The 14,730-nt window shown below is 63.3% G+C and carries 10 protein-coding genes; 6 read left to right on the top strand and 4 right to left on the bottom strand.

The features are described 5' to 3' along the window. Positions 1 to 176: 176 nt before the first annotated feature. Together IRT45_RS31085 and IRT45_RS31080 are read right to left on the bottom strand one after the other, a co-directional pair. Positions 177 to 1,013 carry an enoyl-CoA hydratase/isomerase family protein gene (locus IRT45_RS31085; RefSeq protein WP_194809367.1) on the bottom strand — a complete coding sequence of 279 codons (837 nt, stop codon included), beginning with the start codon at positions 1,011 to 1,013 and terminating at the stop codon, positions 177 to 179. Positions 1,014 to 1,031: 18 nt separating this feature from the next. After that, positions 1,032 to 1,802: an SDR family NAD(P)-dependent oxidoreductase gene (locus tag IRT45_RS31080; RefSeq protein WP_194809366.1), complete on the bottom strand. Its 771-nt coding sequence runs from the start codon at positions 1,800 to 1,802 to the stop codon at positions 1,032 to 1,034. A 310-nt stretch (positions 1,803 to 2,112) separates the two neighbouring features. On the opposite strand from IRT45_RS31080, the gene IRT45_RS31075 reads away from it, so the two are divergent. From IRT45_RS31075 to IRT45_RS37270, 4 genes are all read left to right on the top strand, one after another. Further along, entirely contained in the window at positions 2,113 to 3,783 is a 1,671-nt protein-coding gene (locus IRT45_RS31075; RefSeq protein ID WP_194809365.1) for a tetratricopeptide repeat protein, read from the top strand. A 78-nt stretch (positions 3,784 to 3,861) separates the two neighbouring features. Next, positions 3,862 to 4,659, top strand: coding sequence for a DUF1460 domain-containing protein (locus IRT45_RS31070; RefSeq protein ID WP_228535605.1), 798 nt, complete (start codon positions 3,862 to 3,864; stop codon positions 4,657 to 4,659). A gap of 209 nt (positions 4,660 to 4,868) precedes the next feature. Next, the gene (locus tag IRT45_RS31065; RefSeq protein WP_194809363.1) at positions 4,869 to 5,126 is read left to right on the top strand and encodes a hypothetical protein; all 258 of its coding nucleotides are present in this window, start codon (positions 4,869 to 4,871) and stop codon (positions 5,124 to 5,126) included. Between the two features lie 1,050 nt (positions 5,127 to 6,176). Continuing rightward, positions 6,177 to 6,368 carry a transposase family protein gene (locus IRT45_RS37270; RefSeq protein ID WP_309241232.1) on the top strand — a complete coding sequence of 64 codons (192 nt, stop codon included), beginning with the start codon at positions 6,177 to 6,179 and terminating at the stop codon, positions 6,366 to 6,368. A gap of 248 nt (positions 6,369 to 6,616) precedes the next feature. Here IRT45_RS37270 and IRT45_RS31055 read toward each other — a convergent pair whose 3' ends face one another. Together IRT45_RS31055 and IRT45_RS31050 are read right to left on the bottom strand one after the other, a co-directional pair. Next, a complete protein-coding gene (locus IRT45_RS31055; protein ID WP_309241231.1) occupies positions 6,617 to 7,795 on the bottom strand; it encodes a DNA cytosine methyltransferase in 1,179 nt (392 codons plus the stop codon). A 31-nt stretch (positions 7,796 to 7,826) separates the two neighbouring features. Beyond that, positions 7,827 to 8,819 (bottom strand): DNA cytosine methyltransferase, encoded by a 993-nt coding sequence (locus tag IRT45_RS31050; protein ID WP_194809361.1) that lies wholly within the window; start codon positions 8,817 to 8,819, stop codon positions 7,827 to 7,829. A 600-nt stretch (positions 8,820 to 9,419) separates the two neighbouring features. Between IRT45_RS31050 and IRT45_RS31045 the strand changes: the two genes are divergently transcribed. Beyond that, entirely contained in the window at positions 9,420 to 9,659 is a 240-nt protein-coding gene (locus IRT45_RS31045) for a hypothetical protein (RefSeq protein ID WP_194809360.1), read from the top strand. An 86-nt stretch (positions 9,660 to 9,745) separates the two neighbouring features. Next, complete coding sequence (locus IRT45_RS31040; RefSeq protein WP_228535603.1) at positions 9,746 to 14,410, top strand: DEAD/DEAH box helicase; 4,665 nt, start codon at positions 9,746 to 9,748, stop codon at positions 14,408 to 14,410. Positions 14,411 to 14,730: the final 320 nt, after the last annotated feature.

Below are 14,730 nucleotides of genomic sequence, written 5' to 3'. Positions count from 1 at the left end.
CGCAATAGTGGCGAGGTTTGCACGATTAGTTCACGATGCAGCACCGTCCGGGAGAACGTATACCGCTGCTGAGTTACAGCATCAGTCTTCCCGGGCGCGGTGCTGGTTCAATCTCGGATGTGGCCTGCACAGCCGGTGAGAACCCTCTCGGGCGCTCGTCGCGAATGGTTACCGGTTCACAATGGGCGCCAACGGAACTCGCCCCCGTCGCGGAACGCGCCGAACGATTCGGCGAGTTCCCCGGTGGCGCTGCACATCACCTGCGTCCGGTTCTCGATGTCGAGGGCGTGGCGCAGACTCGGCGCGTCCACCGTCTGCCACATCGTCTCCTTGGTCATCCACACCGCGAGCGGGGAGTTGGCGGCGATCTCCTCCGCCTTGGCGATCGCCCGGTCCAGCAGCTCGTCCTCGCCGACGACCTCGAGGACCAGCCCGATTCGCTCGGCCTCGTCGGCATCGAAAACCCTTCCGGTTAGCAGTAATTCGGCCGACCGTGACGCGCCCACCAACCGTGGCAGGTGATAGCTGGTCCCCATATCGCAGGCCGAGATCCCGTGCCGGATGAACACCGCCCCGAAGCGAGCAGTACGACTCGCGTATCGGATATCGCAGGCCAGCGCGAGCGCGAACCCACCACCGACCGCGGCCCCGTTGACCGCCGCGATCACCGGCTGCCGCAGTCGATGGATCTTCTCGAACGCCGAGGCCATCAACTCCTGGCCGGCATAGATCCGCGCGACCGGCGACTGCGCCGCACCCAGCAGCGCCGCGGTCGGACTCGCACCGGTGGCCGTGAAATCCTCCGGTTTCGACTTCAGATCGGCACCGGAGGAGAACCCGGCCCCCGCACCGGTGATGACCAGCGCACGCACCTCCGGCTTGCCGTTCACCTCATCGAGTACCCGATGCAATTCGGCGACGGTCTGATTGTCCAGCGCATTGCGCCGGTGCGGCCGGTCGATGGTCAGCACCACCACACCCGAGGACCGATAGTCGATAGTCAACGCGGACATGCCTGCCTCCTTCGCGATTCAGCGCGCAACGGTGCCGCCGTCGATGACGAACGTCTGTCCCGTGATGAAACTGCCTGCGTCCGAACACAACAGCAGTGCCGGACCGACCAGCTCATCCGGCTCACCGAGCCGCCGCAGCAACGGTGCCGCGGCCATCGCGTCCACCACTTCCTGCGGGTTGTTGCGCACCATATCGGTATCCACCGCACCCGGTGCGATGGCATTCACCCGAATCCCGTCGCCGGCGAATTCGGCGGCCATCGAGCGAGTGAACGACAACAACGCCGCCTTCCCCGCCGAATACATCGCCAGCCCGCCGGAGAACCCGAACGCCCCGATCGACGCGAAGTTCAACACCGCCGCATGCTTGCTCTTCCGCAGATACGGCAGCGCCGCCTGCACCAGAAACAACGGCCCCTGCACATTCACCGCGAACGACTTGTCCACCGCCGCCTTCTGCATGACCTCCAACGGCTGAGCCAGCGCATTCGCGGCGTTGTTGATCACGATGTCGACCCCGCCGAACGTCTCCACCGTCTTCGCGACCAACGCCTGCACCGCGTCGATCTCCCCCAAATTGGTCGGCACCCCGAGAGCCTCGGCCCCCAACTCCCGCAACCGCTCCACCGCCTTCTCACAAGCCTCCGGCTTCCGACTGGCGACAACAACATTCGCCCCCGCACAAGCCATCCCCTCGGCGAGCGCCAACCCGATACCCCGAGTACCGCCGGTGACGATCACGGTCCGTCCGCTGAGGTCGAAGAGTTTCTGGAATGAGCTGCGGTCCACCGGGTTGGCCTCTCTGCTGGGTGTCGCTCTGCCGAGCAGAACTGACGACGGTCGCAGTCAGTTCTATCAGGCGAGTCGAGCGGCGTGTCCCGAACGACGAGGGCTCGCCGCCCCAGGTCCACGTTCTCACGCTGTCGGCCCCGTCCGAGGTTCCGGCACCTTCGGCAGACCGATGCCGGGCGACTCGGTCCCGCGGAGTTGTCGGTGGGTTCGGCAATACTGATCGTGGGGTGAGGCGGGAGGACTCGACATGAACTTCGTAAGTACGCTCGTAGCCTCGGCGATAGCGTCGGGGAGCTCTGAAAACGCTGTGGCACAACAGGTCACGGACACCTACAGTGCTTTGAAGCGATTGATCGCCGACAGATATCCGGACGTCGACGTTTCGGCGGTGGAACGCAAGCCGGATTCTGAAGCCAAGAAGGCGTCGCTGGCCGAGGATCTCGACGATGCCGGTGCGGCCCATGATCACGTGTTGAAGTCAGCGGCCCTGCGCGTTATGCGCGCGGTGCGAAGGGTGGAGGGGGCGCCCCTGAAACCTCCGGGCACAGCGCCTACTGGAGCAGAGGAGTCGACAGCTTCCGCCGCCGCCCTGTTCAGCGGGGCCGTCGCGGCTGAAGACAAGGGGCGTGTCCAGGAGGCTGAAGCCTTGTACCGACGCGCCGCCGACAACGAACACGCCGGCGCGATGAACAACCTCGGGCTGCTTCTGGAAGATACGGGTCGGTCGCCCGAAGCCGAGAGGTGGTTTCGCCGCGCCGCAGACCTCGGGAACGCCACCGCCATGTCGAACCTGGCGGTGAGGTTGCGTGATACAGGGCAGGTGGCGGATGCCGAGAGATGGTTTCGCCGCGCCGCAGACCTCGGCCACCTGACGGCGATGAACAACCTTGCCCTACTCCTCGAGGCGACGGAACGTCCGGAATGTGCCGAGGAGTGGTTCCGCAAGGCCGCCCACGCCGGGCACACCGGCGCGATGACCACGCTGGGAGTTCTGCTGGAGAAGCGGGGACAAGTCGAGCAAGGAGAGGCCTGGTACCGCCGAGCCGCCGACACCGGCGAGCCCATAGCGATGTTCAACCTGGGGTTGCTTCTGGAGGACGCCGGCAAGGTCGAGCCGGCCGCGCTCTGGTTCCGCCGAGCCGCCGACGCCGACCATCCCACTGCGATGTTCAGGCTCGGTGTGCTCGCGGATGACTCGGGCGGGACGGATGAGGCAGAAGCCTGGTGGCGCAAGGCGGCCGATGCCGGGCATCCCAAGGCGATGTTCAATTTGGCGATCACGTTGGAGGAGTCGGGAAGGTCGGAGGACGCCGAAACCTGGTATCGGCGGGCCGCTGGAGTCGGACATCCGGCCTCGATGTTCAACCTGGCCTGCGCAATGCAGCAGGCAGGTAGGCAACGGGAGGCCGAGACCTGGTATCGAAAAGCCGCTGAGGCCGGGAACGTGGCCGCGATGTTCAACCTGGGCTTGTTACTCGAAGCCTCCGGCGAAGTGGGGAAGGCCGAGTCCTGGTACCGCAAAGCCGCTGAGGCGGGCGAAGCGTTTGCGATGACCAACCTGGGCGGACTGTTGATGGAATCGGGCCGGCCCGAGGAGGGCGAGTGGTGGTATCGCAAAGCCGCCGAGGCGGGACGTCCCGTCGCTATGTGCAACTTGGCGGTAGCGATGGAGAAAACCGGCCGCATGATAGAAGCCGAAGCCTGGTACCGCAGCGCCGCCGAGTCCAGCTATCCCAGAGCGATGTTTCTCCTCGGCTGCATCCTTGACCATCGAGGGCAAACCGATGAGGCCGAAATATGGTGGCGCAGAGCCGCCGACGCCGGCCACCCCGGCGCCATGTCCTGCCTGGCCTACGTGCTCGCCATGGCCGGCCGTGTCGACGCGGCCGAAATCTGGAGTGACAGAGCCGCCGCCGCGGTCGACCCCGGCCCTACTCCCGTTCCGGTGACGAGCCCCGTTCCGATCGGCTTTCCCTGATCAGAACAGCAGTCCGGAGCGGCCGCCGACTGGTCTACGGTGGATACCAGCCATTCCACTCGTCACCCGGGAGGTGTCTTGCGCTCCACCCGCATACTGCCGGTCCTGCTCGTCCTCGTCGCCGCGGCACTCCTGCTGCCCACACGCGCAAGCGCCGACGCCGCCATCGACGACACCACCTCCCACCGCATCGACGAACTCGTCGCACTGCGCGCCGGCGCGACCGGAGCCAGCAAAGGTGAACTACTCGACCTGCTGTCCCGCCAATTCCTGGGCACCCCCTACGGCGCGAACACCCTCATCGGCTCGCCAACCCAACCCGAACAGCTCGTCGCCGACTTCCGCCAGGTGGACTGCTTCACCTTCCTCGACTACGTAGAAGCCCTGAGCCGAACCACCGACCGAAACCGCTTCGAAGCCAACCTGATCGACACCCGCTACGCCGCCGCCCAAGTCGACTACACCCACCGCAAACACTTCTTCACCGACTGGGCGCGAGTCGCCGACATCGCCGCCACCGACATCACCGGGAGTTTGACACCCGCCGCAACCACCGTGCCCAAACACCTCAACGCAAAGGGTGACGGAGCTGTCTATTTGCCCGGCATCCCGGTAGTCGACCGCGACATCACCTACATCCCAAGTGCAGCTGTCGACGAGGGTGTCATCAGCGGGCTCCGAACCGGCGACTACATCGGCGCCTACGCCGACCAACCCGGCCTCGACGTCACCCACGTAGGAATCCTCATCAAGACGCCGTCAGGCCCGCTCTTCCGAAACGCGTCGTCCCTCGCCGCCAACAACAAGGTGGTGGACACCCCGCTGGGCGAGTACTTGCAAACCGTCCCCGGCATCGTGGTGCTGCGCCCGCGTTGACTACTTCAGCGTTCGGCGTTGGGCGCGCCAGAGTCCCACGCGATCTCGAACAGTTGACCGTCAGGATCGGCTAAATACCAGGCAAATCCGACTTCCTGACCCCAGAGTTCTCGGGCTATCACTGCCTTCTATCGCCGTACCAGGATGTCCGCTCCACCGACATTGTCCTCGTCGGTGAAGTCCTGTCGCCGTCGAACACGCAATCCGATGTGGAGATCAAGAAACGCCGCTATGCGACCGCAGGCATTAAGTACTGGAAAGTCACGCTAGCCCGAGAGAACAGCGCGATCGCCACGGTTCGTGCTTACGCCCTGGAAACCGGACACGGAAAGCTCCCGGTAGGCGTGCGTCCCCTCCGCTCGACCAATTACCTCCTCGCGGGAGAGTGGACACCAGCAGACGACGACGGAATCCGATTCGAATTCCCCTTGCCGATCATCATCCCGTGGTCAGGACTCGACTTCTGACCGGTTCGGGCCGCTGACAAGTTTCTACGACCGGCAGACGTGGAGGACGGTCGGTGGTGGCGAATCTGCACGGATTGGGGTGCACCGTCTTCGCTTCTTCGAAGGCGGTATTGCCGACTGTCTGACCGACGTGCTGCAGCGAGGTGGGACCGCGAAAGCGATTGGCACCCTCTGTATTTGGTCTCTTCGTCGTCCGCTCGATCGGCTGTGGTGCTCGGAATCGTCCACTGCACAGCGGTTCTCGGTATAGTCTGGACCAGTGGTGAGCCCCGCCCAAGAATGAAATGCGGAGTACGCCTGCCTTGGACCGGGCGTGAGTTTGGCTGGTAGCGGGCATTTTGCAGGATGGCCCGGATGTCTGATCTCCTCGATCTCCCAAGATGGGCACTGGGTCAGGGGTACCGGGTGCTGCCGACCTTGGAGCGCCCTTCCGAGTTCTTCGCTGGATGGCAGTCCGTTCCCACATCGGTCGCTAGTTCTGGTGGCAACGGGTGCGCGCTGTCTGCTGACGAAAAGCGAGTTGTTGATGGCGGCGCAGAATGAAGGCCGCTTACTCAGCGGCTTGAGTGTGGCCTTCGACCGTGCTCGGGATGGCTGCTCGCCCGCTGGCTCCGCAACGTTCGGTTACCGATTCCTAGAGGCGGACGTAACGGTCACAGGAGTTGTGTCGCAGCGCGGGTGGCGCCCCTGCGCACCGCGAAATCATTCTGCTACAAAAGGTTCCGCAGACGAAGACCGCAGCGCATGTGCCATACTATCGGCTTCACCACCAACGAGATCACCGACCTGGTCGCGATCATCCACCGCGGATGCGAAGCGATACGGACGTGGCCACCGAGCCTGGGCTGCGCCGCAGCGTGTGTGTAACCCTGGCCTACCTGCGAAGCAACCGGGTCCAGCATGAACTGAATCCTTCGGCGCCTCGCGGCCCACCGCCAGCCGGGCAATTACGGCGATCACGCCATTTATCGGCACTGCGCTCGCCGAGCAGATACCTGTCGCCGACGATCGACCGGCTGCCAGCTACATCCTCGACGGCACCCTGCTGCAGTGCTGGACCTGGGCCACCATCGGCAATTATTCTCCAGCAAGCACAAGACGACGGGCCTGAACGTGCAGGTCCTCTACGATCTGGAGGGCAACCCAATCTGGATCTCCGGCCCCGTCGATGGCCGCGACCACGACGTGGCGGCACTGGCCGCATCCAGGCTGCTCGACGGACTCGGCCCTCGAAACTGCTGAAGGACAGGGGATATCAAGGCTCCGGGATGATCACACGAGTCAAGAAACCGAAAGGCCGCGACCTGCCCGAATCCGACGCCCACTACGACTCCGACGTCAACGGGCTGCACGGTCGTCGAACGCGTCATCGCCCACCTGGAAACCATGGCGCATCCTCCATACCGACTACCGCCGCCCCCAGGCAACCTTCGAGGAAACCATCACTGACACCACTGGACTGCTATGTCACCGACGCCGCCGAATAAGCCTCATTGGTCCATGACGTACTCATCGACGCCGTCGTCCCGAAGCGCTGCGGCGTTACCGGCTCCGGACCGGATGCGTTCGTGAAGTTCCGCTACAACGGCGGGAAGTTTTTCTGGCTTCTTACATTGCACGTCGGCCCACTCCAATTCGAATATCTTATCGGCCTGCTCTCTGGTGACTTGGCACCCGAGTGCGGCCGAGAGGACATGAAGCCCAAAGATCGGCGGAACGGCGTTGCCGATTTGCTGCGCAACCGCTCCTTCTTGCCATGGGTAGTCCAATGGAAAGCTTTGCAGGCGGCCGGCTTCCGCATCTTTGAACCTATCCGTCTGCCCGTTCGTGACGACCTTGTTCCGGGAGATTTTGCCGGTGACCGTCGCGGACGGTTGATCTGATTTGCGAACGCCACGCAGCTTGGGGTCCCCGCCTGTGCCATAGTTCGAGATCACCCGAAAGGTTTCGCGTCTATCCGGAAGGGCGTCGGCCATGGTTTTCCACTTCGGTAACCGATGGTTGTCTGTGGGCCGCAGCCCAGCTTTACGGTAAATTTGATGGGTCGGCTGTGGCATCGGCCGTGTCCCGTCGATCGAAGCGATGAGAACCGCGCGACGGCGGGTCTGCGGTACTCCGTACATCTCGGTGTGCAGCACTTTGGTCTGGACTCGGTACTGCAGTTTGTCTCGCAGCACTTCTGCCATCGCCTCCCACACCGGGAGGACTGCGGGGACTTGCTCCAGCACGATCGTCCGGTACGGACGACCGAGTTCGGCTGCTCGCAGCGCCCAGCGCAACGGTTCCAGAACCAGGCCGGTGCGTTCGTCTTCCAACTGCGCCAGTTCTTCCTGGACCGATTCTCCGGCCGCCATCGCAATGATGAACTTCAGCACCGTGTCCAGGGCTCGCCGGCCTGCTCCGTTCCCCGCGACAGTGAAGGTTTGGCAGGGCGGACCGCCCATCAACATCGTTGCGGCAGGGAAGTTTTCCGGACCGAGATCGCGCACATCGTGACGTTCGAAGTTGAGGCCTGCGGCCTTTCGGGTGCGGCAGGCGTCGATATCCCATTCGAGACCGTACACCTCGCGGCCGAGCCATCGCGCGGCAACATCGAGACCGCCGGGGCCCGCGAACAGGTCGACAGTGTCGGCACGTTCTTTGGCGTCGGTCAGGTCTTCGCTCGGCACCAATGGAGCATAGCCAGCTGGGCCGAGGTCTTCAGCAACCCAATCCGGTACGCACTGCTCGTCCCAAGGCTTGGGCCGCGGGCGGAGGCGTAGCATTCCCGATCTGACGATAGCGAGCTGTCTTCTGTCCGCAGATCTGCCAGTAGCCAGGGAACGCTTGCAGCTCAGCGATTTGCCCGACCGTAAGGCGCACCTTTCTTTCGGCGAACTGGGGGTTCCATTGGAAGTCGGGCGCAGGAGGGGCATCGGCCAGTGATTTTCCCTCGACACCCAACCGCGCCCAAGCTCGCTGCGACCCCGCAGGGCCCAGATCTGCGCCACCGCGGTCCCAGGAACCACCGACGATGGTCGGGGCGAGCCTATCGGCAAACGTCGCCCATTCATTGGCTTGCAACCAACCTCGAGCGGCCATCGATGTCCGGAGAACGGCGCCGACCGACAAGTGTGGTGTCGGTAGCACTGCATCCAGTCCAGCGTCGAACTCGCTGAGCCCGCCGTCCCGGAAAGCGACGAGTATCCCGAGTTCCCGGTGCTGTGGCACACCGAAATAGCAGGCGTTCACCACACGCCAACTGAACTGGTAGCCAGCCGCGTCGAGATATTTCTCTACATACGAACGGCTTTCGGCATACCCGGAGCGAGATACCAGGTCGGGGACGTTCTCCAACAGCACGGCCCGCGGACGAAGCTTCCCGACCCAACGCCCGACGGTTTCGAGTAGTTCGAGTTCCAGGTTGTCGCCCCTGGTGCGTGACGTTGTTGCCGAAGATCGCACCCTCGGCAAGCCGGCCGACAGCAGGTCCAGATCACCGTCCAGCGGCAGATCGGTCTGCGGATCGATTGTCAGCAGGTCCCTCTCGACAACAACCCATTTCGGTCGGTTCGCCCGCAGTGTGGCGCAGGCGACATTTCGATTGTCCACCAGAGCAACCGGATCGAAACCTGCCTGCTCCAGACCGAGCGCCATCCCGCCTGCTCCGGCACATACTTCCAATGAGCGCAGGCGCTGACCGACGTCTTTCATCGATGCCCCTTCTAACCGCCGTGCGCGTTGAGATTCAGGATAGCGAAGTTCCGGCATCAGATTGGGTCCAACGCATCGTGGAAGTCGTGAACCGTTTGGCGCACAGCTGATTCCGGCACTTGCTCGGCTCTGCATCAACCCGTCGGCCTGTTGCTACCAGGACGCCATTCCATTCCATCCCACGGCCCTGCGTCCGGAGCGGCTGCTTGTCTCCCACCTGGTCGGCCCCGCTTGTAGTTCTTCGAGCGGCGCCACCACTGACGGGCACCACCGGCTCGAGTCGCCGGCACCTCACCACCGGCACTACCGGGCACAGACCGACGTCCAAATGTGTTCCCAGGTTGTGTGTTGCGGAATCGACTCGCTCAACCGAGCCGCTGGCGACCGGCATTGGGATGCGTTGACCTGGTGGAATATGCCGCCCTCGGCCTTTGGGGGTGCGCCGGGTCCCACACAGCGAGAGAGACCGTAACGCAATGCTTCGTTTGTACTATTCCCGTTGGAGAGAGCACCGGAGTACGCGCCCCGCGAGGGACAGCCTGAATCGCCAGCGGGCCGCGTCGGTGGATGCGGCGTGACGTGAGTGGCAGGGAGTGTCGGGTGGACGATCTGATCGATGATCAGTACGACGTGTTCAAGTCGATCTTGGACAAGTACACACCGGCGGAAGCGGTCAAGAAACTGTCGTTGCTGGCGCCGGAGGACATCATCAAGCGGATTCTCGAGCGGTACGACGCCGACATGGTCCGCATCAAGGAGCTGCAGGGGCCTCGAGCGGTCGTTATCGACAACTACGAGACCTGGTATGCCGGTCTGCATCCCGACCACAAGTTGGACTGACGGCGGCCTCGGACCGATGGGCTATGAAGCGGAGGAATACGGTGACAGGCGAGTCTTGGGGAAACCCTGACCAGGCGTTGGTCGGGATGGTGGACGATTTCCACGCGCGCTGTATCGCGGTTTACAAACAGGACTCGAATCGCGTGGAAGAAGACGCCGGCAAAGAACGCGGGATCGCTGAAGGCGGATACGGTCGCAAGCAGATCCAAGAGCTCATTCAGAACGCGGCAGATGCTCTGCAGGGCTCCCCGGGACGCATTCAGGTCGTGCTTACCAGCGATGCGCTCTATGTGGCGAACGAAGGCCGACCGTTCGAGGACACCGGTGTTCGGGCTCTGCTGTACACCCACCTGTCGAACAAGACGGGTGCGGAGATCGGACGATTCGGCTTGGGCTTCAAGTCGATCAGCGGAATCTCAGATGGCCCGCAGATCTTCAGTCGATCCGTTTCTTTCGAGTTCAGCAGGGCGCAGACCGCTACGGAACTCTCCGATGAGCTGGGCCGGCATTTCACGCCCGAAGAGGTGCCCTCACTTCGCCTGGCGTGGGCGATCGTCGACTCGACGAGGGAGTTGCACTCGGACGCTGTTTTGGCTGATCTGTCGAGCTGGGCCACCACAATCGTCAAGATTCCACTCAAGCCGGGCACGTCAGGGCAGCTGGCAGAGGAGATCGCCGAATTCGACGAGTCCTTCAACTTGTTCGCGCCCCACGTCCGCCAGCTCGATTTGCGTAATGACATCGCGGGTGAAGAGCGCCATTTCAAAGCCCGAAAACTGGGTAACCGAGTCACGCTCACGACGGAAGAGGGAGACCGCGAATGGCTGGTGATCTCGTGTGACCACTTGCCATCCGAAGCCGCGTTGGAGTCCGCCGGTCACGCCGCACGGCGCGACTCGGTACAGGTGAGCTGGGCTGTACCGGTCACCGGTCGGGTGGGAATCGGCCAGCTGAGTGCGTTCTTCCCTGTGAAGTCGGACATCACCCTGAGCGGTCGGGTCAATGCGCCCTGGAAGCTCTCCGACGACAGAATCAATGTGATCGAGTGCGCCTTCAACTACGAAATCCTTACTACGGTGTTGCCGAAGTTAGTTGTCGAATCCCGACGAGAACTAGTGGCGGGCGGGAGTTTTGGTCGCTACATCGACGTGCTTCCGGCCCGCGGGAAAGAGAACCGGAGCTGGGCGGATTCGGTGCTCAACGAGCCGGTCTACAACGCGCTACGAGATGCGCGTTGTCTACCGGACCTCGATGGCGTGATGCGTTCACCGAACTCTCTGAAGCGCGTGCCGGACAGCGTTACTGGGCTTACCGACAAATGGACCCAGGTGGTGGGCAACAGGGCCTCATGGGTACACCCGGACTGCACGACGAGTTCTGAGCGGCGGTCGAAGGTTGATCGCCTGATGCAGGAAAACCTGGCAAAGACCGGTCGGGTGCTCAACTGGCTCGAAGACGTCGTCGCCGAGCCGAACCCGGAGGCGTCCGCTGTGGCGATCGAGCTTGCAGCCAGCCTCGTGGCGATGGGTTCCAACATGGAGCTCGACGCACGTGAGGCCAAGATCGTCCTGCTCGAAAACGGGACGTTGCAGCAGCCGGCGCCCGGGCGTTGTTTCATCCGGACGAGCGCCGAACAAGATGGTGCGGTGTTCGTCCACGAGGACGTCGTGACGCGCATCGGTGCGCTCGATGCGCTGAAGCACCTCGGCATCACACCGTTCGAGGACGGTGGCGAAATGCTTCAGCTGCTCGCGGACCTGCGTAAGACCACGGATGTCGATTGGGACCGCATCTGGATTGCCATGCGAGGGTCTGGTGAACGCCGCGTGGGTGAAGCGTTCGAACAGGTGCTGGACGGGCACGCTGCACAACTCGTCCACGTGAAAGACGGCCGCGGGAAATGGGTTCTCCCGGCAGATCTCATGACGGCCGGGGGCAGTCTCAAACCGCTGAAGGAGGACGGCGAGTTTCTGGTCGACAGTGGTTACCACGCGGCCGACGGGGAGATCCTGGCACTGCTCGGGGTGCGGGGTAGGCCGTTCCGCAGCCCGGCGCACGCCCATGAACACTGGGTCGCGAAGTATCGTGCCGCGGTAAAGTCATCGGTCGGTGAGTACATGAAACTCGGTGTACAAGCACGCGAGAACCTTCGGATCGAGTCGATCGATTCTTTGTTGGGCCCGCTCGAGAACCTTCCGCGCCTCAGCCCGACGAACTGTACGGCCTTGACGGTGGCCGTACTCGGGGAGATGCACTCCCCTCGTGTGCGTGTCACGCACTCTTCCGTGGCCACCGGCGCGGCTCAATACGTTGCGCCGGAACTCTGGTGGCTGAGACAACATGGCCGGCTGCCCACCACGCTCGGACCGATGTCGATCGGCCGTGTGTTTGCATCTGACGTCGACAGCGACGAACTCGAGGGGCTTCTGCCCTGTTTGAATCAACTCGTGTTGAGCGGCGACATGGAGTCGGCGCTGCAGCTGAGGCGGGATATCGGGTCGCTGTCGCCGGCTGAGTTCGAAGAGCTGGCAAAGGTACATGCCAGTCGCGGCGACGTCGAGCGAGTCGGTCGTATCTATGCATGGTGGTGTCACACTCATCAGGATTCGGCGCCGGAGGAACTCTGGGTGCTCCGAAACGGAACCTGGTGCACGGCACCGCGTTCGACCGTGGCGATCGTCATGTCGCGTGAGTCCGCCGCCGAGTTGGACTCGTTCGGCATCCCGTGCGTGACGGTCGACAGCGCAGATGACGTCTACAACCTCACAGAACTGTGGGGATGCGTCGCGGGCAATGAACTGCCCGTGGACTATTCGTACGAGACGAGCGCTGAACCGGTGTGCCTGACGGACGTGTTCGACGTGTTCGACGAGTTGGAACTCGACGAGGACCCGGAAGAACTGACCCTGCAGAAGTGCCTGTCCATCAGCAAGGTCGCTGCCGTGCCGGGACAACCCGAGGTGCGTGTGGGCTGCACATGCGCGCGCAACGGCAATGTGCTGCTGGTCACCGGGAACCATGAAAGAGATGTGCTGAAGCAGGTCTTGAGCACGTTGATGTTGGATTCCACGGACAAACGTGTGGATGCGCTTCTCGACCGGATGGAGCGGAAGCGGAACACCAAGCTGATCCGCAGCATCAGAAAGGCCCCGGACGACGCGTCGCGGCTGCTTGCGTTCGCCGGCGACGACCGTTTGAAGACCCTGATACCGAAGGATGCGTTCGATTACCTGGCCCACTCGAGGTCGGGAGAGCCGACGGGGGTAGATCTGGCGCGCCTGTGCATCACCATGCTCGGCATCCGGGCATTGGAGCGTGCCTGCAAGGTGGATCCGCACGGCCTTCCGAGAACGCCGCCGAAGTCGTGGCACGGTTCGTACGACACGCGCAAATGGGTGCAGGACCTGGGTTTCGGCGAAGAGTGGGCTGGGCAGAAGACGCGGAAGCGCAACAAGCCCACCGAGTACGTGGACGGTCCGACACAGTTGAAGCCGCTCCACGATTATCAGGAGACTGTCTCGAAGCGCCTCGGTGCGATGCTGGCCGGCGACGGGCCTTCGAGGGGGATCATCTCGCTTCCCACCGGTGCGGGGAAGACGCGCGTCGCGGTCCAGACGATCATCGAATCGATCGAAAGCGGGTCGCTGGATGGCGCGGACGGCCACTTCTCGGGGCCCGTGTTGTGGCTTGCCGACGGAGAGGAGCTGTGCGAACAGGCGATCGACGCGTGGTCGTACCTGTGGCGTGCGAAGGGGCGGCAGGACACCCAATTGGTGCTGAGCCGGTTCTGGGCGAACTATGAGACCGAAGAGGAGCGCGGCGGGGTCCAGGTCGTGGTGGCCAGTTGGCAGAAGGTGATGAGCCGCGCGGTAGAAAAGGCGGACTATGCCTGGTTGGCCGCCTGCCCCCTGGTGGTCATCGACGAGGCGCACGGCGCGCTCCACGCGTCGTACACGAAGATCCTGGAATGGACGGGACGCGGTCACGCGCAGCGCGACAAGCTCCTGCTCGGGCTGACGGCGACACCGTTCCGCGGGAAGCGTGACAGTGACGAGACACACCGCCTGCTGCGCAGGTTCGACGAGAATCTGCTCGATGAGGGGGTTTTCGGCAACGAACATCCGCAGGTGCGCCTGCAGCGGGATCGGATCCTCGCCCGCGCGAGCATCGAAATCCTCAAAGGCGTGTCGGTCGAGCTGGCGGAGCACGAAATCCAGCACTTCCGCGAAAAGTACTGGCTCCCGGGCGATGCGGCGAGACGACTCGGGCGGGACGAGGATCGGACGCGAACGATCATCGAGTCGATTCTCAGCAAACCTGACGACTGGCCGATCGTCGTCTTCGCGGCTTCTGTCGAGAGTGCGCAGACGATCGCCACCTTGCTCACCCTGTCCGGCAGGCCGGCGGCCTCGATCGACCAGGACACCAGTCCGGAAGACAGGCGGTCGGCGATCGAGCGGTTCAAGTCCGGTGCTCTCCGTGTGCTCACCAACTATGCGGTGCTGTCGCAGGGCTTCGATGCGCCTGCAACCCGTGCCGTCTATATCACCAGACCGACCAGCAGCGAGGTCCGGTACATGCAGATGGTCGGTCGCGGCCTTCGAGGTCCGAAGAACGGTGGTAGTGACGAAGTACTGATCGTCAACGTTCTCGACAACCTCGTCGAGTTCGAGGACAGCATCGTCTTCGACAGTCTCAAGGAGATCATCGAGAGCGAGATCGATACGGAGGGCGCGACCGACACCGCCTGACAGCCCAGCGCCCCGGGGTGGACTCATCGACCGACGAGGGGTGACGTTGTCTTCGATGTGGTGGCATCGAGCGACGTGTAGATCGGTTGAACGACTGCGCTGGCGACGCTGATGTGGCAATGTTCGTGGGCTCGGTGCCCGACGTCAGAGGTGTTCTGCCGCCTCGTTTTACGTGGACACGGAGTCACAGTTGTGCGGCCGACGAGGAGACTGAATGATGCGATCATCTGCCGTGACCGCGGCGCGACGGGGTTGCTTGTCAGCTGAGCGCGCCGCTGTCGCGTCATGCGTCGGGCGTGAGATTGCCCCTCGGATGCGAC

It is taken from the genome of Nocardia sp. BSTN01 (assembly GCF_015354405.1).
Lineage (GTDB): Bacteria > Actinomycetota > Actinomycetes > Mycobacteriales > Mycobacteriaceae > Nocardia.
This window is presented reverse-complemented; position numbering and strand designations above follow the sequence as displayed.